At 73.9% G+C, this 19,526-nt stretch carries 18 protein-coding genes; 7 read left to right on the top strand and 11 right to left on the bottom strand.

Annotated elements, in window-relative coordinates; translation table 11 throughout:
* Positions 1-3: 3 nt before the first annotated feature.
* The 3 genes from ACGFSH_RS32920 to ACGFSH_RS32910 all read right to left on the bottom strand — a co-directional run bounded on the left by ACGFSH_RS32920 (position 4) and on the right by ACGFSH_RS32910 (position 2,646).
* Entirely contained in the window at positions 4-333 is a 330-nt protein-coding gene (locus ACGFSH_RS32920; protein ID WP_329417834.1) for a TcmI family type II polyketide cyclase, read from the bottom strand.
* An 82-nt stretch (positions 334-415) separates the two neighbouring features.
* Complete coding sequence (locus ACGFSH_RS32915; RefSeq protein WP_393354987.1) at positions 416-1,111, bottom strand: antibiotic biosynthesis monooxygenase family protein; 696 nt, start codon at positions 1,109-1,111, stop codon at positions 416-418.
* Positions 1,112-1,161: 50 nt separating this feature from the next.
* Complete coding sequence (locus tag ACGFSH_RS32910) at positions 1,162-2,646, bottom strand: FAD-dependent monooxygenase (RefSeq protein WP_393354985.1); 1,485 nt, start codon at positions 2,644-2,646, stop codon at positions 1,162-1,164.
* Between the two features lie 165 nt (positions 2,647-2,811).
* Between ACGFSH_RS32910 and ACGFSH_RS32905 the strand changes: the two genes are divergently transcribed.
* Entirely contained in the window at positions 2,812-3,267 is a 456-nt protein-coding gene (locus tag ACGFSH_RS32905; RefSeq protein WP_393354983.1) for a nuclear transport factor 2 family protein, read from the top strand.
* A 39-nt stretch (positions 3,268-3,306) separates the two neighbouring features.
* On the opposite strand, the gene ACGFSH_RS32900 is transcribed toward ACGFSH_RS32905, so the two are convergent.
* The 3 genes from ACGFSH_RS32900 to ACGFSH_RS32890 all read right to left on the bottom strand — a co-directional run bounded on the left by ACGFSH_RS32900 (position 3,307) and on the right by ACGFSH_RS32890 (position 5,643).
* Positions 3,307-4,227: a phosphatase PAP2 family protein gene (locus tag ACGFSH_RS32900; protein ID WP_393354981.1), complete on the bottom strand. Its 921-nt coding sequence runs from the start codon at positions 4,225-4,227 to the stop codon at positions 3,307-3,309.
* A gap of 121 nt (positions 4,228-4,348) precedes the next feature.
* Positions 4,349-5,305 (bottom strand): hypothetical protein, encoded by a 957-nt coding sequence (locus tag ACGFSH_RS32895; protein WP_393354979.1) that lies wholly within the window; start codon positions 5,303-5,305, stop codon positions 4,349-4,351.
* A complete protein-coding gene (locus ACGFSH_RS32890; RefSeq protein WP_393354977.1) occupies positions 5,302-5,643 on the bottom strand; it encodes a PadR family transcriptional regulator in 342 nt (113 codons plus the stop codon). The genes ACGFSH_RS32895 and ACGFSH_RS32890 overlap by 4 nt, the downstream gene beginning before the upstream one ends.
* A gap of 327 nt (positions 5,644-5,970) precedes the next feature.
* On the opposite strand from ACGFSH_RS32890, the gene ACGFSH_RS32885 reads away from it, so the two are divergent.
* Together ACGFSH_RS32885 and ACGFSH_RS32880 are read left to right on the top strand one after the other, a co-directional pair.
* Positions 5,971-6,798 carry a BTAD domain-containing putative transcriptional regulator gene (locus ACGFSH_RS32885; RefSeq protein ID WP_393354975.1) on the top strand — a complete coding sequence of 276 codons (828 nt, stop codon included), beginning with the start codon at positions 5,971-5,973 and terminating at the stop codon, positions 6,796-6,798.
* Between the two features lie 740 nt (positions 6,799-7,538).
* Positions 7,539-8,360 carry an AfsR/SARP family transcriptional regulator gene (locus tag ACGFSH_RS32880; protein WP_329417855.1) on the top strand — a complete coding sequence of 274 codons (822 nt, stop codon included), beginning with the start codon at positions 7,539-7,541 and terminating at the stop codon, positions 8,358-8,360.
* Between the two features lie 25 nt (positions 8,361-8,385).
* Here ACGFSH_RS32880 and ACGFSH_RS32875 read toward each other — a convergent pair whose 3' ends face one another.
* Positions 8,386-8,619 carry a DUF6059 family protein gene (locus ACGFSH_RS32875; protein ID WP_393354973.1) on the bottom strand — a complete coding sequence of 78 codons (234 nt, stop codon included), beginning with the start codon at positions 8,617-8,619 and terminating at the stop codon, positions 8,386-8,388.
* 534 nt (positions 8,620-9,153) lie between these two features.
* On the opposite strand from ACGFSH_RS32875, the gene ACGFSH_RS32870 reads away from it, so the two are divergent.
* From ACGFSH_RS32870 to ACGFSH_RS32860, 3 genes are all read left to right on the top strand, one after another.
* On the top strand, positions 9,154-10,107 hold the full coding sequence (locus ACGFSH_RS32870; RefSeq protein WP_393354971.1) for an SRPBCC family protein: 954 nt from the start codon (positions 9,154-9,156) through the stop codon (positions 10,105-10,107).
* A gap of 143 nt (positions 10,108-10,250) precedes the next feature.
* Positions 10,251-12,068: an acyl-CoA dehydrogenase family protein gene (locus ACGFSH_RS32865; RefSeq protein ID WP_393354969.1), complete on the top strand. Its 1,818-nt coding sequence runs from the start codon at positions 10,251-10,253 to the stop codon at positions 12,066-12,068.
* Between the two features lie 96 nt (positions 12,069-12,164).
* A complete protein-coding gene (locus ACGFSH_RS32860) occupies positions 12,165-13,127 on the top strand; it encodes a 4'-phosphopantetheinyl transferase family protein (protein WP_393354967.1) in 963 nt (320 codons plus the stop codon).
* A gap of 51 nt (positions 13,128-13,178) precedes the next feature.
* On the opposite strand, the gene ACGFSH_RS32855 is transcribed toward ACGFSH_RS32860, so the two are convergent.
* Positions 13,179-14,063 (bottom strand): sigma-70 family RNA polymerase sigma factor, encoded by an 885-nt coding sequence (locus tag ACGFSH_RS32855; RefSeq protein ID WP_393354965.1) that lies wholly within the window; start codon positions 14,061-14,063, stop codon positions 13,179-13,181.
* Positions 14,064-14,133: 70 nt separating this feature from the next.
* On the opposite strand from ACGFSH_RS32855, the gene ACGFSH_RS32850 reads away from it, so the two are divergent.
* Positions 14,134-14,607, top strand: a complete 474-nt coding sequence (locus ACGFSH_RS32850) for a carboxymuconolactone decarboxylase family protein (protein ID WP_393354963.1) — start codon at positions 14,134-14,136, stop codon at positions 14,605-14,607.
* A 241-nt stretch (positions 14,608-14,848) separates the two neighbouring features.
* On the opposite strand, the gene ACGFSH_RS32845 is transcribed toward ACGFSH_RS32850, so the two are convergent.
* The 3 genes from ACGFSH_RS32845 to ACGFSH_RS32835 all read right to left on the bottom strand — a co-directional run bounded on the left by ACGFSH_RS32845 (position 14,849) and on the right by ACGFSH_RS32835 (position 19,446).
* On the bottom strand, positions 14,849-17,530 hold the full coding sequence (locus ACGFSH_RS32845) for an FAD/NAD(P)-binding protein (protein WP_393354961.1): 2,682 nt from the start codon (positions 17,528-17,530) through the stop codon (positions 14,849-14,851).
* Positions 17,530-17,676, bottom strand: a complete 147-nt coding sequence (locus ACGFSH_RS32840; protein ID WP_393354959.1) for a hypothetical protein — start codon at positions 17,674-17,676, stop codon at positions 17,530-17,532. The genes ACGFSH_RS32845 and ACGFSH_RS32840 overlap by 1 nt, the downstream gene beginning before the upstream one ends.
* 393 nt (positions 17,677-18,069) lie before the next feature.
* Positions 18,070-19,446: a cell filamentation protein Fic gene (locus ACGFSH_RS32835; protein WP_393354957.1), complete on the bottom strand. Its 1,377-nt coding sequence runs from the start codon at positions 19,444-19,446 to the stop codon at positions 18,070-18,072.
* Between the last annotated feature and the right edge of the window lie 80 nt (positions 19,447-19,526).

The following is a 19,526-nucleotide window of genomic DNA, read 5'->3' as shown; positions in this document are numbered from 1 at the left end:
CGCTCAGGCGGTCGCCTCCCACCGGTAGAAGCGCCGGGCCATGGCGTCGGCCGGGGAACGCCAGGTCGCGGGGTCGTAGGGCTCGATGAACGGCTTCAGGTCGTCGCTGATCCGCACGAAGCGCGGGTCGTCCTTGGCGCGCTGGATCAGTTCGCCGCCGTTGTCCTCGTCGAAGTCCTGCAAGTGGAAGTACAGGCCGTTGAAGGCGAACAGCTGGCGCCGCCGGGTGCCCATGCGGTGCGGCATGTCCGTGGCGTCGAACTCGGCGAACAGCTTGGCGACGTCCGCGCTCGAACCGGGCGCCATACGGGCCACGATCAGCGTGCTGTGCATAGGTTCTCGCTCCTTGGCAGGGGTCCGTGTGTCGCGTGCGCGCCGTCGGCGCGGTCGCCGCGGGTCCGGCGGGGGGCCGTGGCTACGCGCCCGCGGCGCGGGTGTGCACCACGCGGTAGGTGTTGGAGTCGCGCTCGACCGTCAGCTCGGCGATGCGCTCGTCGTTGGCGCGACGGGCCTGCGGCTTGCTCTCGTCGGGCACGCCGTGGAACGCGTCGTAGCTCTCCTTGCTGTCCCACTGCGAGTACACGACGGCGAAGGCGCCCTCGACGAACATGGCGCGCAGCCCCTTGAAGACGCTGTGCGAGCGGTAGCCCGGAACGTCCACCAGCCACTGCTGGCCCTCGCCGAGGAGCTTGATCAGGTCGGCCTGGTCGGCCTCGCCGACCCGGTAGACCTCGATGGCGGTGTAGTCGTCGCGGTCCGGCGAGACCTCGATGCGGCCGGCCAGATCCGGGCGGGTCTGGGTGAAGGCGATCTCGTTCTGCAACAGCCGGATCGCGGTGGTGATCTCCCGGAAGACGGGCAGCGTGCGGTGCCTGAACTCCTCACCGGAGTACCGCTTCTCCAGGTCCTCGCCGCTGCGCCACTGGATCAGGTTGGCGGTGCCGGGGCTGTCCTGCCCGGCGTGCACGGTGGAGGAGATCCATCCCTCGTAGGCCGCCGCGTCGACGATCTTGCCCATCTCGGTGAGCAGCTGGGCCTGGTGCTCGGGGGTGTCGGTCGTGAACAGGTTGAGGACGGTCAGGTAGTTGTCCTCGGTGGAGATGATCGGCATGGTTCCTTCGCTTCCTCAAGGATGTGACGTGCGGTGGGCAGGGGCGCCGGTCAGTCGGCCGGGCCGAACCAGCGGCCGAGCGCCCTGGCGAGCGGCATGCCGCTCGTCCCGGCGCCGGGGCCGTCGTGCGGGCCGCCGGCCCAGGCGATGTAGCCGTCGGGGCGGACCAGGAGGCCGCCCGAGGCGGTGTCGCCCTCGGGGCCCTGGGCGGTGACGATGTCGACGCGGTCGGACCATCCGCGGGCCGCGGCGCGCAGTTCGGCGCTGTCGGCCAGGTCGAGCAGCAGACCGCGCCCGGACTCCAGCAGGGTGAGGACGCTGCGCTTGACGCCGTCGACGGTGATCTGCCGGTCCTCCAGACGGCGGCCGAGCAGCGGGTGGGGGTCGCCGCCGACGTCGTGACGGATGTCGAGCCCCGTGACCATGCCCACCAGGTGGCGCTGCACCTCCTCGTGCCGCACCAGCTCGCCGAACACCTGGCGAAGCGGGTCGACCTCGTCGCCGCCGAGGTAGAGGGTGCGCTGGGCGAGGGTGTTGGCGAGGATCCGGGCGCCGACCGGGTGGCGCTCGGCGTGGTAGGTGTCGAGCAGCCCTTCGGGGGCCCGGCCCTTGATGGCGAGGGCGAGCTTCCAGCCGAGGTTGACGGCGTCCTGGACGCCGGCGCTCATGCCCTGGGCGCCGATCGGCAGGTGGATGTGGGCGGCGTCGCCGGCGACGAAGACGCGGCCCCTGCGGTACTCGGCGGCCTGGCGGCTGACGTCGGTGGTGGAGGACACCCACAGCGGCGTGGCGCCGCTGATGTCCTCGCCGGACAGACGCCGGAAGGCCTCGGCGACCTCCTCGAAGGTGATCGGGCCGGGGGCGGTGCGCAGCGGCTGGGCGCGGTCGTAGTAGATGACGCGGGCGCGGTCCGGGCCGAGCGGCAGCACCATGACCATGCCGCCGGGCACCGGCTCCCCGCTGAACCGCGGGCGCAGCTGCACTCCGGCGACGTCGGCGAAGCGCAGTTCGACGGTGGGCGCGGTGCCGGGGAAGTCGATTCCGGCGCTGGTGCGGACCACGCTGCGGGCGCCGTCGCAGCCGACGACGTAGCGGGCGCGCAGCGTCTTCTCGCCGTCCCCGGCGACGCGGACGGTGACCCCGTCGTCGTCCTGCTCGACGCCGGTGACCTCGACGCCGCGGCGCACCTGCACACCGCGCTCGGCGACCCAGCCGGCGAGCATGCCCTCCGTCCGCGACTGGGGGATGCCGCGGGCGCCGTAGGAACCGCCGGGAAGGACACGGTAATCGAGCGGCACACCGCCGAAATGACCGAAGGGAATGACGTCCACGTCACCGAGCCGGGAAATCAGTCCGCGCTGGGCGAATTCCTCGATCGTGCGCGCGGAGAACCCGAGAGCACGCGATTCCCTGATGGGCTCGGCAAGCCGGTCGACGACCAGGGCGGAGACTCCAGCAAGACTCAACTCACCTGCGAGCATGAGTCCAGTAGGCCCTGCTCCGACTATGATCACGTCCGCGTCAAAGGTATTCATCCGCCCTCTCCCGACTGGTGTTTGACGAGTATTGCCGGGCCACGGGAGGACGGTAAAGAGAAGGTGTTACAGGCTTCGCGCAATCCGATACAGAACTCTGTCGCCAATGTCAGATCTTCGGCAGGAACCTGGTCCCGGGAGAGAGCCCGGCACCATGCTCGGGCGGTGACTTCCAACCAACTCGCCGCCTCGGCCACGGCAGCCGACGCCGCTCTGGTCGGGGAACTGCTGGGCCGTTATCTCCTCGCGCTCGACGACGACAAGCTCGACGACGCCTGGGCCCGGGGCCTGTTCACCGAGGACGCGGTCGTCACGTTCCCGATGAGCCGGCACGCGGGACGCGCCGGCCTCGCCGGCTGGCACCGCGCCTCCCTGGCCGCCTTCACCCGCACCCAGCACCTGGGGTCGCCGCCGGTGGTGACCGTCGAGGGCGACCGGGCCGTGTTCCGCGCCAACGTGCTGACCACCCACGTCCACCATCCCGGCACGGACCGCCCGCCGCTGTTCCGCGCGGGCACGCTCGCCTCCGGCGAGGCCCGCAGGACCCCGGCCGGATGGCGGCTGAACGAGCTGTCGTTCGAGGTGCTCTTCACCGAGGGCGAGCCCCCGAGCCGAACCTGAACCTGGCCCCGGCAGACCCCGAGGGGGCGGGTCGCGTGGTCAGCCCCGTGCGGGGGGCGTGCGGCGGGCGGTGCGTGCGGGCCGCCCGGCTGCGGCGTGCCGGACCAGGGCCGCACAGATGAAGCCCGCCGCCCCGGAGACCAGCGACCTGGTGAGGGTGTCGTCGCGTGCGCCGGAAGCGAGGGCGACGGCCAAGGCCACCGTCAGGGTGACGACGGTCAGCGCACGGGGGCTCCGCGTGGCGCCCGGCGCAGCGGCGGACGGCAGCAGCCAGGTCGCGAGGGCGTACCAGACACAGGCCAGCAGCGTGGCCCCCAGCACTTCACCGGGCCGGTGCCCGCCCATGGTCGCGCTGGCGGCGGCGATGCAGGCGACCCACAGCACACCGGCCGTGGCGACGTAGGGGCGTATGCGGGGGGAGACGACGAGGACGGCGGCGAGCGTCAGCGCGGCCGGGATGGAGGTGTGCCCGCTGGGGAAGCCCTGGTCGAGGAGATTGGCGGGCGCGCCCACCAGGTCGGGCCGGGGCAGGGTCGATTTCAGCACCTCGTTGCCTCCGGTCGTGAGAACGACGACCCCGAGCGCCGCGAACCCCGGCCACCAGCACCGCCGCACCAGGGTGAGGACCACGATGACGGCCAGGCCCACCATCAGGGTGGGCTTGGCGCTCAGTTCCATCGGCGGCAGGGGCGTCGAGCCGTACTCCGCTCCGGACAGGGGGTAGATCCACGCTTCTTCGCCGCCCTGTTTCCCGAGACCGAACAGGGCGTTCTCGGCCCGTTGCCCCCACGGGGTGCAGACGGCGAGCAGATACACCGTCAGGAACCCCAGGGTGTACAGCAGAGCCGGCATCCACGGCCGTGCCGGACGCGACGGGCCGGGGGAGCCGGGGGCGTCGGGGGCCTGCCCTGAGGCTCCCGCACGGTGCGCGGGCAGGGTCGGGGAATCGTGCTGAGTCATCGCTCTGGTTCTTCCGTCGAGGGGAGTCAGGTCAGGGATGTCGCGTGGCACGTCGTGTGGCACGTCGTGTGGCGCGTTGCTGCACGTCTGGCGGCACCGCGCGGCCCGCCGGGGCCCGTTCCTATTCGGGGAGTGCCTGGCCCTGCCGGCGCTGGGCGGTGATCGCCAGGGCGGGGAGGGGCGCGATCAGGAGGAGGAGAACGACCAGGTCAGGCAGGGACTGCATGAAGGCGTCCGGCCGGACGACGATCGCCTGCGTGCGGACGGCCGCGACCGCCGCGACGGGGATCAGCCAACGGTGGTCGCCCGTGGCCGCCGTCGCCACCCACGCGCCGAACAGCGCGGCCACTTCGAGGACGAACAGACCGCGCTGGAAGGCCGGACTGACGGAGATGACGTGCAGGCACCCGGCCACGAACATGGCGAGCACGACGGGGACCAGCCAGCAGTACGAGCGGCGTCGCAGACGGCCCGGCCGGCAGAGCGCCAGCACGGCGCACGCGGCGCACAGCGCCCCCGAGAGCGCCAGGTCACGGGCGGTCAGCGGGGCGCCCAGCCCGTAGTAGCTCAGGCCCGCCTTGCCCTCGCTGCCGAAGAGGGTCCGGCCGTGGGACGTGGCGCCGGCCCAGATCATGGCCGCCGCGGCCGGCAGCGCGAGCCACGCTCTGCCGCGCAGCAGGGCGACCAGGCAGGCCAGCGGCAGCAGCCCGTAGGGCAGCAGCCGTACCCGGGTGGGACCTGCGGCCCACGGGTACCAGCCGGAGAAGCGGAAGGCGATGGCCTGCTCTTCGGGGTCGATGTGCAGGGCCCAGTGCCACACATCCTGCAAGTACGGGACCAGCGCCAGCGCGGCGAGGGCCAGGGCGGCCAGGTGGATGCCGTCCAGCCACCACGGCCGCGTGATGTCGTCGACGGTGGCACGGGCGCGGGCCCGCACTCCGGAGCGCACCAGGGCGGCGACTTCCCGCGGCGGGGGCCACGAGCGGTCCGGATACGCCTCGGTCAGGCAGGCCAGCAACTCCCTGCCCTGATGGGAACGGTAGGCCCTGGGATAGGCGGCGAGCAGCAGACGGTTCATGCCGGGGCCGCTCCGGCGTTCCGCGCGCGTCCGATGACGACGGCCGCCGCCTGCTGCATCCGCAGGGCCTCCCGGCGGAGCGCCTCGGTGCCGTCCTCGGTGAGCCGGTAGTAGCGCCGCGCCCGCCCGTCCACGATCTCCTCCTGGCCGGCGGTCACCAGCCCGGCCCGCTCCATGCGCTCCAGCGCGCCGTAGAGCGTGGCGACGGCGATCCGGAGGCGCCCGTCGGTGGCCTGCTCCGCGGCCTTGATGATGCCGTAACCGTGCAGCGGACCGTCCATGAGCGCGGCGAGGATGAAGTACTGCGGTTCCGTCAGGAGCGGGTTCCGTCTCGTCATGCGACGAGAATATATCGACCCTCGATATATATCCGCCAGTCGACCACCAAGACGACGGCGTCGCGCCGCCCCGCACCCGGCCGCCGCGCCCGGATGCCCAACTGCCGCTCCGCGAAGGCCTGGAGAGCGGGGCTGGAGAGCGGGCCCGGAGGCGGCCCGCCGACGGTGGAACACGAGTGCGGACATCTCCACTTCTCATTGACAAACCGACTATGCTGTTTTTTACTCGTGCTCAAGCAAGAGCCGTGGGACCCCGTCCAAGCTTCCGAGCGACGGTCCCCATGGCATGGATCCGTACGCAACCGGCACCGGACGAAGGGGGAGACAGTGGACATCGAGGTTTTGGGCGCGCTGTCGGTACGCGAGCACGGCATCTCCGTCACACCGACGGCCCCCAAGCCGCGGCAGGTGCTGGCCCTGCTCGCCCTGCACGCGGACCGCGTGGTCCAGGTCTCCTCCCTGATCGAGGAGCTGTGGGACGACGAACCGCCGCGCAGCGCCCGCACCACGCTCCAGACGTACGTGCTGCAACTGCGCGAACTCATCGGCGAGGCGCTGACCCAGGCGGGCGAGCAGGGCGTCACCGCCAAGGACATCCTGGTCACCCTCCCCGGCGGCTACCGCCTGAACACCCGCGGCGGCCGGATCGACTTCCGCGAGTTCGAGAAGCAGGCCGGAGCGGGCTACCGGGCCATGGACGCCGACGACTTCTCCGGCGCGGCCCGGCGGCTGCGCGAGGCGCTGGCGCTGTGGACCGGCCCCGCGCTCGCCGACGTCACCGCCGGCAGCCGGATCGGCCTGGAGGTCAAGCGCCTGGACGAGGCCCGGCTGTGCGCACTGGACCAGCGCATCGAGGCCGACCTGCGCCGCGGCCGCCACCGCGAGCTGCTGTCCGAGCTGACCGTCCTGGTCAACCGGCACCGCATGCACGAGAGCCTGCACGGCCAGTTCATGGTGGCCCTGCACCGGTCCGGGCGGCGGGGCGACGCGCTCAACGTCTACCAGCGGCTGCGCACCACGCTCGTGCGCGAGCTGGGCCTGGAGCCGTCGGCGACGCTCAGCCGCCTCCAGCGCTCCATCCTGATGGCCACCCCGGAGACCGTCCCGGCGCGCGACCCGGAGATCCTCGGTCAGCCCATGGTCCGCGTGGGCTGACCACGTCCCGCCCCCTGCGCCCAACGGCCGGTACCCGAACGGCCGGAACCACCGGGCCCGCACACCCGCCGCGCCCGCACAGCCGCCGCCGGACCGCTGCCCCCTGGCGGCGGTCCCGCGCCGCGAAGGGCGAAGGACGCCCCGGGAAGGGCCCCGGGCCCGAACTTCCTCCAGGGCCGGCCCACGCCGCGGTCACCAGGCGGTGGAAGACGTCCCCGCGGGTGAAACGGCGGGTGAAACGGCGGGTGAAACGGCGGGACCAGGCCGTGCGCACCGCATTCCCTGGTGGATTCGCATTCGCATTCCCTTCCAATGACGGGCTGCGTCGGGGAAAAGTGCGCACGCCTCTCGAGCGGACTTCCGGGTTCCGTCGAGGCCGCGTCAGGCGGCAGGCGGTGCGGGACGCCAGGCCGTTGCCAGGCGGCGACGAGTTCCATGACGCGAAAAGCCGAAAGCGGGGTTCCGCTTGGCAGAAGACGGTCCGTTCTCCTTTTCCCGGCGGTCAGGCCGTATCAGGGAAATGTCGGAACGAACCGGCAGAAGGGGACCGCAAGAAGGTCACTCGATGATTCCTCGACGATATCCGAGGGCCGGATCGCGGCGGGATACGGTGCGCCTCGTACCCGCGTCGCGGGAAAGGGCGACCGGCCCCCGCGTGGCGCAATATCGACGAACCTCGGGCACCGAATCGCACACCGGATCGGAAACCGACACAGCCGTCGAGGTACGGGGAGGAAACCATGAAGATCTGTGTTCTTGGTCCACTGAGTGCCGACGTCAACGGGATGTCGATCGTCCCGACGGCCGGGAAGCCGCGTCAGATCCTGGCCCTGCTCGCCCTCTATCCGGGCCGGGTCATGCCCGTCCCCACGCTCATGGAGGAGATCTGGGGCCCCGACCTCCCCCAGAGCGCGCTCACCACCCTCCAGACCTACATACTCCAGCTGCGCCGCCGCCTCGGCACCGCCATGGGGCCCGAAGCCCCCGGCACCGCCAAGGACGTGCTCGCCACCCGGCACGGCGGGTATCTGCTCCAGATACCGGCGGACGCGGTCGACGTCCACGCCTACGAACGTCTCGTGACGGAGGGCCAGCAGGCCTTCGAGAAGGGCGACGACGAGTCGGCGGCGCGCACCTACCGCCAGGCGCTGGACCTGTGGCAGGGGCCCGCCCTGGTCGACGTACGCGTCGGGCCGGTGCTGGAGATAGAGGCGATGCGGCTGGAGGAGAGCCGGCTCGTCACCCGGGAGCGCCGCATCGACGCCGACCTGCGGCTCGGCCGGCACACCGAGGTCACCGCCGAGCTGATGGATCTGACCGCCCGTCACCCCGAGCACGAGGGACTGCACTCGCAGGCGATGGTGGCGCTGTACCGCTCCGGCCGGCAGGCCGCCGCACTGGACGTCTACCACCGGCTGCGCCGCCGTCTGGTCGAGGAGCTGGGCGTGGAGCCGTCGCCGCAGTTGCAGCGGCTGCACCAGGCGATGCTGGCCGTCGACCCCCAGCTGGACGTGATGTCCGGTCCCCGGCGCACCTCCACGTTCGACCTGTACGCGGCCTGACGACGCGGCGCCGACGCCGGGCAGGTCAGTCCGCGAGGTCCAACTCCCGGAGCAGGGCCCGTTCCAGCGGTGTCAGGGGGACATCGGGGCGCAGACGCTCCGGGTGGCCGGGCGGGGGCTCGTGCAGGACCCCGGCGGCGCCGTCCCGGGCCGCCTCGCCCGCCACGTAGGCGGCGCCGGCGGCCACCAGGCACTCCCAGAAGCAGGCCGCCAGGGCACGGGCGGCCTGTCGCACGCGCCGGGCACCGGAAAACGCCATGAGGACTCCTTCGGGCAGCGGACCGCCGTTCCCGCCCGTCAGGTTGGGTCCGTGCGCTCGTGAACCGCCTGACGTCGTCTCGAGCGCGGCACGGGCCCCGGCGGAGCCAGGAGAATCCCCCGGACCGCCCCCGCCCCCGCCCCGGACCGTCCTGCTTCGGACGCCCCCGCCCCGGACAACCCGCCCGCACACCCCGCCTGCCGACCGGAAGCCTCGTCCGGTCGGCTTTCGTGTGCCTTCGTGTGCCCAGAGGGAGAGGGGTTGGGAGTGGGCTGGGCCGCGGAGAGTCGGTCGTCGTGCTCGGGCGCGGGTCGAGCCGGCGTCGAGCGGAGAGCCGCGCGAAGGCGGGGCCGACGCGCGTGCTGGCGATTCGAGCGGGGGTCGAGCGGCCGCCGAGGTGTTCTCCACCCGATCAGGACACAGTCCATGGCGAGCCTGTACGGCCGGGCCGGTCACGGCGGCCCTGGCCGACGGGCCTTCCGGACGTCCGAGACGAGAGGGGTGTGGCCGATGTACCTCGCGCCTGTGCACCGTATGGCCCAGCACACGGAGGTGGACGCCCCGGCCGGCGTGCTCTACGGCCTGATCGCGGACGCCCTGCGCTGGCCGGTCTTCCTGCCGCCCACGGTCCACGTCGAACAGCTGGAGTTCGACGGGGAGTCGGAGCGGCTGCGGATGTGGGTCACCGCCAACGGCGAGATCAGGTCCTGGACCACGCGGCGCGTCCTGGACCCGGTGGCGCACCGCGTCGACTTCCGCCAGGAGGTGCTGCCCCGTCCGGTGACGTCCATGGGCGGCAGCTGGACGGTCGAGCCGCGGGGCCCCGAGCGGTCTCTCGTCACCCTGCACAACGACTTCGCGGTCGCCGACAACTCGCGCGCGGACGTCGACTGGGTCAAGCGGGCCACCGCCGAGAACACACGCGCCGCGCTCGACAACCTGCGGCGGCTCGCCGAGCGCTGGCGCGGCCTGGACGCACTCGTCCTGTCGTTCGAGGAGTCGGTGCGCATCGACGCGCCCGTCGAGCCGGTCTACGAGTTCCTGCACCGCTTCGGCGACCGCGGCGACGCCGTGCCCGGCGCCACGAGGATCGGCATCTGCGAACGCGGCCCCGGCGTGCAGCTGATGACCGTGGAACTGGCCGGGGCCGACGGCACGACGCGCACCACCGAGTCGGTGCGGATCGGCTTCCCGCACGCCGGACGCATCGTCTACAAGGACATCCGCGACACCGAGCAGCCCGCTCTGCTCGCCGCGCACACCGGGGAGTGGTCGGTCGAGCCCGACGTCGGGGGCACGGGCGTCACCGTCGTCGCGCGGCACCACGCCGTGCTCGACGAGGACGGGGTGCGGGAGCGGTACGGCGAGGGGGCCGAGGCGCTGCGCGTCGCGCGGGAGGCGCTGCGCGCGCGGCTCGGCCGGGAGAGCGTCGCCGCGCTGCGGATGGCCGGGGAGCACGCCGCGAGCGCACTTGCCGGCCGCGCCTGAGCCGCGCGGCCTTCCGGCCGCCACGCGCACCCCGCGCACCACGCGCACCGTGCTCACCACGCGCATCGTGCTCACCGCGTTCACCGCGTTGAACGGTCCGTCCGTCCACCACTGGCCGGACGGGCCGATGTTGGAGGTCCCACGTGAATGACAACCTGATCGCGGGCGCGGGTGCGCCCGAGGCCGCGGTGCGGCCCGCCGTCCCCCGCCACCGCGAGGTTCCCGGTGACGGCGCCGCACGGGCCCGGTACGTCGAGGACCTGCTCGGCGACCCCTTCGCCGACGACAACCCGCACGGGCAGCGGGCGCTGCTCGCCGCCGACGAGCGGCGCGAGGCGCCCGCGGCCACCGAGGACCTGCTCGACCGCTTCGGCCTGGCAGCGGAGTTCGTGCCGCGGGCGCTCGGCGGACGGCTCGCCGGCGTCGAGGACCTCGCGCAGGTGATGCGGCCGGTGTTCCGGCGGGACGTGGCGCTCGGTTTCGGCGCCGGGACGACCGCGCTGTTCGCCGCGTCCGTGGTGTGGACGGCCGGCGACGGACGGCAGCGGCGGGACACCGCGCGGCGGCTGCTCGACGGCGGCCGCATCACCATCCTGCACCGCGAGTTCGCGCACGCCAACGCGATCCTGCGCGGCGAGTACAGCGCGCGCCCCGCGCCGGGCGGCGGCTTCGTCGTGGACGGCCGCAAGGAGGTCGTCATCAACGCCGACCGGGCCGACGCCTTCGTCGCCTACGTGCGCACCGCCCCCGGCGACGGCCCGGACAGCCACTCCGTGTTCCTGCTGGAGACCGACCGGCTCCCGGCGCACGCCGTGCACCGGCTGCCGCGCACCCGCACCCACGGCATGCGCGGCGCCCACTACGCCGGACTGGACCTCGAGCACTGCCCCGTGCCCGCCGACGCCCTGGTCGGCGACCTCGGCGAGGGCATCTACCTGGCGCTGCGCACCTTCCAGGTCAGCCGGGCCGTCGTGTCCGGCGGGGCCCTGATCGGCGGGATGGACAGCGCGCTGCGCTACGCCGTGCGGGCCCTGAGCGAGTCCCGCCGCGGGCTGGTGCTGCGCGGGCGCCGGGGCCGGGTGCTGGCCGGGGTGTTCGCCGACCTGCTCGCGTGCGACAGCCTCGCCGTCGCCGGGATGCGGCTGCTCGACCTGGCCCCCGAGCACGCCCTGGTCCCCTCGGCGGCCGTCAAGTACGCCGTGTCCGCGCTGCTGCACGAGGACCTCGACGAACTCGCCGCGGTGCTCGGCGCCCGCGGCTACGAACGCTCCCCCGAGTACGGCGGCTTCCAGAAACTCGTGCGCGACCTGCCGGTGGCCGGGCTCGGACACGCCGGGACCGCCGACACCCAGGCCGTGCTCGTCCCCCATCTGCGCACCCTGGCCCACGCTGCCTGGCGCGAGGAGACCGGCCACGAGGCCCCCGCCGCGCTCTTCACACCGGGCGGCCCCAGCGCCGCACTCGACTTCCCGAGGCTCGACGCCGAGCCCCGCGACCCGCAGAGCGGCTGCGACGGGCTGCTGGCCGTGCTGCTCGGCGCCGCCGACCGGCTCGACGGCGGGCGGGACCGCGGGCCCCGGTGGGCGGCGCTCGCCGACCTGGCCCGCGCCTTCGCCGCCGAGGTGCACAGCCTCGCCGACCGGTGCGCCACGCTCTCCGGACGCGCCGGCGCCCCCGGGGAACTCGCCCCGGCCGCGTACGTCCTCGTCGACCGGTACTGCCTGCTGCTCGCCGCCGCCGCCTGTCTCGCCGTCTGCGAGAACGCGGCCCGCGACACCCCGGAGGGCTCCCTGCTCGCCGAACCCGACTGGGCGCTCCTGGCCCTGACCCGGTTCGGCCGCCGCCTGGGCCTGGAGGTGCCCGAGCCGCCGGACGGCGTCACGCAGGATCTCGCCGCCGGCCTCGTCGACCGGTACCGGCGCGGGCGCAGCTTCGACCTGTACGGAATGCGGCTCGCGTGAGCCCTCACCTGGACAGAAACGATTCGGCACCGCAGGGGACGACCCGGCAGCCCGGCGAGCACCCGGCGGGAACGACCACGGAAGGAGGCGAACGCCATGCACCCCGGTGAGTTCACGGACGGGGCCGGCGCCGGCGGGCGCGCCACGGACGACATCGACGCCCGCGACACCGTCGGCGTCCTCGCCGCCCTGGAGGGCATGAGCGCCCTCGGAGCCGTCGCCACCGCGCGCGGCTGCGCCGTCGCACCGCCCGTGCACATCCCGCGCCCCGACAGCTCCTGGCTGGGCGTCAGGGAGAACCTCCTGGACCGCGGCGCCACGGTCGCGTACGCGACCTGGACCGAATGGCTGCCCGCGGTGCTCACCACACCCCGTCTGAAGCCACTGCTCGGCCGCGACTGGAACCGCTACACCGGCACCCAGGACCCCGCGGTCCGCAGCCGGTTCGCCGCGTCCCGGCTGCTCATCAAGTACACGGCGGCGGCCGCGCTCGGCATCGGCCCCGAGGACATCGACATCGCCTACCGGCTCGGCGGCCGCCCGTACCTGCGCGGACTCGACCAGGTGGAGGTGGGCCTGACGCACACCGGCGAGCTGATGGCCGTGGGCATCAGCAGGATGGGCCGGATGGGCCTGGACGCCGAGCGCGCGGACCGCCGCTTCGACGTCGACCTGATGCGGCGCCGGATGTGCACCCCGGCGGAGAGGGCGGAGCTGGACGCGCTGCCCGCGGACCGGCGGGCGGCGTGCCTGCTGCGTCTGTGGACGCTGAAGGAGGCCTACACCAAGGCCCTCGGCCAGGGCATGCGGCTGCCGTTCACCGAGTTCGGCTTCGACCTCGCCCTCGGCGGACTGCGCACCCCCGACGGCGCGGCCGCCCTGGGCGACGAGTGGGCGTTCGCCACTCACCCCGTGCTCGGCCGCTACCTCGTCAGCGCCGCCTGCCAGGACGCAGGCCTGGACCCGGCCGGCGACACCTCGGTCGGCACCATGCTGGACCGACGCCTGCTCACGGCGATGACCCCGGCCGGGGACGACTCCCCGACGGTGGACATCTGATCTGGTACGAGGCCCCGGCTCGGACGGTGAAGCGGTCGGGCCGTCAGGCCGTCAGGCCGTCAGGCCGAGCGAGTTCAGACGGTCGGGATCGCTGAGGACGTCGAGCCCGGCGATACGGCCGCCCCGGATGGTGAACGACATGACCGACAGCGGCCGGCCCCCGCGAAACGAGACGACGCCCGGCGCGCCGTTGACCAGGACGTGCCGGGCGTCCGCCGCGAACCGGGCGAAGGCGACCGCCTGGGACGCCACGTCGGCCGCCCCGCGCCGCACAACGCTCGGCACGAGCGTGCCGCCGTCGGAGCGCGCGACCACGTCCGGCGCGAGCACCGCCAGCAGCGCCTCGAAGTCGCCGCCGCGGGAGGCGGTCAGGAAGGCGTCCAAGACGTCGCGCCTGCAGGCGACGTCCGTGTCGGCGGCCGGGGCCGCGCCCTGCACACGACGGCGGGCGCGGCTGGCGAGCTGCCGGGTGGAGACGGTCGTCCGGCCGAGGACGGGGGCGATGGCGTCGAAGGGCACGTCGAACATGTCGTGCAGGACGAAGGCGAGGCGCTCGTCCGGCGAGAGCGTCTCCAGAACGATCATCAGCGCGATGCCCACCGAGTCCGCGACCAGGATCTCCTGCTCGGGGTCCACGCCGGACGCCGAGGTGACCACCGGGTCGGGAAGCCGGACCGCACCGTCCCGCTCCGGCAGCGGATCCTCGCGCCGCGACGCCCGCGAACGCAGCATGTCCAGGCATATCCGGCCCACGACCGTGGTGAGCCAGGCCCCCAGATTGCGCACGTCGCCGGCGTCGGCGCGGCTCAGCCTCAGCCACGCCTCCTGGACGGCGTCCTCCGCCTCGGCGAGCGAGCCCAGCATCCGGTAGGCCATCGCCCGCAGCCCGGGCCGTTCCGCCTCGAAACGGTCCGCCAGAAATAAGTTCGCGCTCACCTGTCACATCCCCGCGTCCGGATCCGTCGGTCCAGTGACAGACGCTAACGGATCACCTGGAGGGCATCAGATGAACAAGGCCGCCACCACCGCCCGGATGAAGAACCCCGCCATGGTCCTGCCGGACGCCATGAAGGGCATCCAGGGCATCTACAAGGCCATGTACCAGGGCGGCGTCTCGCCGCAGATCCTGGAGCTGGTCCACCTGCGGGCCAGCCAGATCAACGGTTGCAGCGCCTGCGTGTTCGCCGGCGTGACGGGCGCGAAGAAGCACGGCGAGAGCGACGAACGCCTGCACGCCGTGGCCGCCTGGCGCGAGGCGCCCTTCTTCACCGACGAGGAGCGCGCGGCCCTGGCCCTGACCGAGGCCGCCACCCGGATCGCCGACCGCAGCGGCAAGGCCGTCCCCGACGAGGTGTGGAACGAGGCCGCCGACCACTTCAACGAGGAGCAGCTCTCCGCGCTCATCCTGATGATCAGCCTCACCAACTTCTTCAACCGCATCAACACCACGATCGAGGAGCCCGCCGGCGCCACCTGGTGACCGGAACCGGAACCGGAACCGGATCCCGCCCGCCCCGACCGCCGGCGCGCGCCGAGGGCGGCGAAACCCCACCACCGTCGCTGCGGCGGCCCGAACGCACCCCGTACGGACCGCCGCAGTTGAACGCTCACGAAGACCGAAGACCGACGACAGCCGACCGCCGCGCAGTCACCGCCCGAACACCTCACAGCCGACCCCGACGAACGGCGGACGCGCGCGGACCACGTGCTCAGCCCCTCACTCAGCTACCCACCAGCCCCCCGCGCAGCGCCCCGCTCAGCCCAGGCGCCGACTCCAGCCGCCGCCGGTCGAGCGGCGACGGGCGCCGGTCCAGCCGGGCGGCGAGCAGCCGTGCCGCCCGGTCGCACTCGCCCCCTGCGACCAGCGCGTGCAGCAGCGTCTCCTCCACCACCTCCTGCTGGGCCTTGCTCGCGCCCGTCAGCGCGACCAGGGGCAGCAGCGGCGTCAGCCGCCGTACCGCGCGAAGCCAGTCCTCCCGGACCACGTCCGCCAGCGCGTCGCACAGCGGGGCGATCACCCGCGCGAACACCAGATGGTGGTGGGCCAGCGCATGGGCGCGCAACCGCCCCAGCGCGTCGAGGTCCCCGGCCGCGGCGAAGGCCACCGCACTGTGCAGGGCGGCGAAGCCCGTCGCCGGCGCGTCGAGCCAGTGCCGTGGAGCCGCGTCCAGCAGCTCGGCCACCGGCAGCCGGCCGCTCCAGCTGTCCGTCATGCGCGCCCGCCACAGCAGCGAGGCGGAGTCGACCAGCAGCCGCCCTCCGCTCACCCGGGAAGCGGTCAGCTCGCGCCGGTAGCGGCGCATCAGCGCGGGAGGGTCGTCGAGCGACAACTCGTGCAGGGCCACGTGCCAGGCGACGTGGGAACGGTGGGCCGCCCCCTCCCCGTACCGGGCCAGCCACCCCTCCAGCCAGGCCAGACCCGCCCGGTGCTCACCGGTCTCGTAGTACACGTGCGCCCGCGCGTGGACGGCGTGCCCGGCGCGGGGCTGCGCGGCCAGCGCCCGTGAGGCCAGGGCCTCGGCCTCCTCCCAGCGCTCCTGCTCCTGCCGGACGAAGGCGAGCTGACCCAGGTACCACCAGTCGTCGCCGTACGTCCCCGACAGGCCCTCGACCAGCGCCCAGGCCTCCTCGGCGCCGGTCACCCCGTTGAAGGAGACGGTCGGCACGGCCGCGCTCACCGCCAGCGCGTCCCGCGGATGCCCGGCGATATGGCCCAGCAGGGCCGCCTTGCCCCGCTCCTCGGTACCGGTCAGGCAGGCGTCCACGGCGGCGACCAGGCCGCGTTCGCGCTCGTCCGCCCGCACGGCCGCGGCCCGGCGGGCGGACGCGAGCGCCGCGGGCGTCTCCTCGGCGCTCCCGCACGCGTGGTCGAGCAGCGCCAGCGCCGCGTGGGCGACGGCGAAGCCCGGGTCGACGCGGACGGCCTCGGCCAGCAGCGCCTCGGCGCCCAGACTGCCCGCCAGGATCCGCCCCAGCGCCCGGTCGTACAGCTCCGCCGCCTCCCGCGTGGTGCTCAGGCGCAGCCCGTAGCGGTCGGCCGGGGCGGGGGCACGGCGGTCGGCGAGCGCGTCCAGCACGGTGCCCGCGACCTCGGCGGCCTGCGCACGGATCTCCGGCATCGCCGTGGTCTCCAGCAGGTTCCCGCGGCGCGCCGCGCCCAGCGTCCACAGCCGCGCGGCCGGGACGCCGGCCGCGGGCGTCAGACGTCCGTCGGCGGCGGTGTCGAGCCCCAGACCGGCGGGACCGGTCCGCCCGTACCCGCGCTCCAGCAGGCAGCGGACCAGAGGATCCGCCGTGCCGTGCGAACCCGGCCGGGCCCCGGTGCAGTTGACGACCGCACCGACCCGCAGCCGGGTGCCGTCGCCGAGGGCCACCTCCACCGCGTCGTCCACCGGCACGGCACGCACCACCTCACCGGCGCCGATCCGCAGCAGGCCCGCCGCCAGCAGCCCGCGCAGCGCGGCAGCGGTCGCGGGAGCCATCCGGTGACGGTGCACCTCCCAGGTGCGCAGGTCCTCGTCGAGGAACCGGACCCGGTCGGCCACCGGCAGCCGCTGCCACAACGCGGCCGTCAGCGGGCGCAGACCGTCCAGGGCGGGCCGCCAGTCCCCGCAGGCCCGGCGGGTGGCGGACAGATGCCGCAGGACGCCGCGGCGCAGCGCGTCGAGACCGCGTGAACCGTCCAGGTCCGGCGGTTCGACCGGCGGAGCGGCGGCGGGCAGGTGCTCGTGCGGAAGGAGCCCGTGCCGCGACACCGCGTGCAGCACACGGTCCGGACGGGCCAGCGTGGCGGCCAGGTCGACCATGGTCAGACCGGTGCCGACGAGGAGGACGTCCCCCTCCCCGGCGAGGCCGTCGAGCGCGCCCGGAGCCCACGGATCGGCCACGAACCGCCCCGAGGCCCGCAGTTCGGGACCCGCCCAGTCGCGTGCCGTGGCGAGACCGCCCAACGCCAGCACGGCCGCGTCCACCCGCAGCTCACCACCGCCGGCGAGCCGCAGAACCGGCCCGGACCCCCGCTCGCGGACGGCGACGACACGGTCCCGCACCCGGTGCAGCCGCCCGCGCCCGCACGCGTCCACGGCGCGCTCGACGACATCGCTCAAGTACTGCCCGTACACCCGACGCGGAACGAAGTCACCGGGCGCGGCCAGCGGGTCGCGTTCCCGCAGCCAGCACAGGAAGTGCCCGGGGTCGTCGGGGAAGGCGCTCATGCGGGCGGCGGGCACGTTGAGGAGATGGCGCGGATCGGACGTGCCGTAGGCGACGCCCGGCCCGGTCCCGCTCCCCGGATCGACCAGCCACACCTCCACCGCCCGCCCGCGCCGGGCGGCCTGCCGCAGCAGCTGCACCGCCGTCAGCGATCCCGCCGCACCCGCCCCGACGACCGCTATGCGCCGCATCAGAGCCGCCCTCCCTCGACGACGGCACCGCTCACGTGGACGGCGGCGGAGGCCCCGCCCGTCACGGCATCGGCGGCGAGGGGCGCGCCCTCGGCCCGCTCCAGCTCGGGACGCCGACGACGCGGCCCCCGGTCCAGGTTGCGCATACGCACTCCTCACGCCGAACGCCGAACGGAGGCTTGTGGCCTCCCCGCCTGGCCGCATCCTCGACGGCCCCGCTGGAACCCGGGTCGAAGTCCGCTCGCGAGCCCCTCGAACCCCTCTCACCGAGCGCAACAGGACGGCCGCGACCGCCCCCGCACCGGAGCGCTGCTCCGCGTGGACGCGCGTTGAGGGCGAAACGCCCTGATCGTGGGAACCGGATGCGCGAAGCGTGGGAAGGGCGTGGAGACCCCGAGACGGCCGGCCCACGCGCGGTCGCACGGGGGCGCGCGCGGAGCACGTGCAGGGGGACGGACCGCCTGCCGCAGCACGGGCGCGGAAGCCTTCACCGGGCGGGCACCCTGCTTGCCGTCGTCAGGCGCGCAAGGCAGGGCAGGTCACCGCCTGTGGTCCTCCGCCGCGACCTTGCGCCGGGTCTGCGCGATGTGGCTCTCGACGTACCGCGTGAGGATCAGTGCGTCCTGCGGGTCGTCGGCCTGGAAGCTGACGCGACGCAGCAGACCGACCCCGTCGAGGGCGACGCCCTCGCGGGCGAGGACGAAGACGAGGGTGAGGAACGCGGACCGAGCGTTGCCGTCGTCGAAGGGATGGAAGAAGCACACGTCGAGACAGGCACGTGCGGCCCGGGCGGTGAGGGAGAGAGGCCGCTCGGTGCTCCGCGCGCTCTCGGCCAGGCAGGCGTCGAAGCGGGCCCTGGTGTCCGGGCCGATCCCGTAGCGTTCCCGGCCCCCCTTGGCGAAGGCCGGCAGATCGCGGAACGACGGCGGCCGCGGTGTGCCCAGCACGTGCTGCTGCCAGCGCTGGAGCAGCGCGAAGTCAACTCGGGAGCCGCACGCCGCGTCGGCCCGCAACAGCTCGAGGGCGGTCAGCAGACCTCGGGCGCGGGCGGGGTCCAAGGCGCCGTCGAAGGCCCGTATGTCCTCCGCCGCGCCGTCGCACGACGGGACCACCGGCTCCTCCCCTCCGCCTTCCGGAGCCGTCGGCCACGGCACGGTGCCGCGCACCGCGAGCCAGCGCTCGAGGTGGTCCGGCGCCGGCCCGGCGGACCGTGCGCCGTCGTCCGGCCGCACCGACAGGGCGAGCTGCTCCGCGACGTCGTCGACCAGCACGATGCCGGGGCCGGTCCAGCTCGCGAACCGCCCGCCGACCGCCTCGTCGACCAGCTCCTGTGCGCGGTCGGGCGCGACGCCCCAGCGGCTGAGGAACCAGGTGAGCACTTGACGGCAGTGTGCGTGCCAACCGCTGCCGCAGCCGGTGCGGTCGCTCACTTGGAGGATCAGGTTCCGGGCGGCACGCTCCCACAGGATCCGCTGGTCCTCGATGCCGGCCAGGTCCAGCGGGTACGCCTCGAACCACCCGGCGAGACTCTCCACCCATTCGCGCCATTCGCGCAGCGCCGCGACGACACGGGTGAGCGTCTCCTCAGGGGTGGTGATCGAGTCCCGGGGACAGCACCAGTTCCCGACCGGTCCTCCGTCGAAGTCGCCCTCGTCGTGCGCCCAGCGCCAGCCCACCGTCCAGCGGCCGTAGTGCTCGGCGAGGGCATGCGACATGGCTTCGGCCCAAGGCTGCCCCTCACTCCAGCTCCAGTCACTCATCGCCCGGTCACCGAAGGGAATGTCGGGGCGGCTCGGCACCCTCCGCGCCGGCCCGAGCGACCGCACCACCCGCGACGCCGACGCCCCATCGAAGCAGTGCCGGGCGGGATCAACATCGTCCCAGGTCAGAAAGCGGGGAGCCAGCTCGACAATCACCGCGCAAGCCTGCCCCTCCACCCGCCGACGCTCAACCGGATTACCGCAGGGCCCATTGCCGGGCGAAGCGGCGCCGGTCC

Source organism: Streptomyces sp. NPDC048481 (genome assembly GCF_043200075.1).
Lineage (GTDB): Bacteria > Actinomycetota > Actinomycetes > Streptomycetales > Streptomycetaceae > Streptomyces.
The sequence above is the reverse complement of the archived record's forward strand: the minus strand, read 5'-3'. Positions and strand labels throughout refer to the sequence as shown.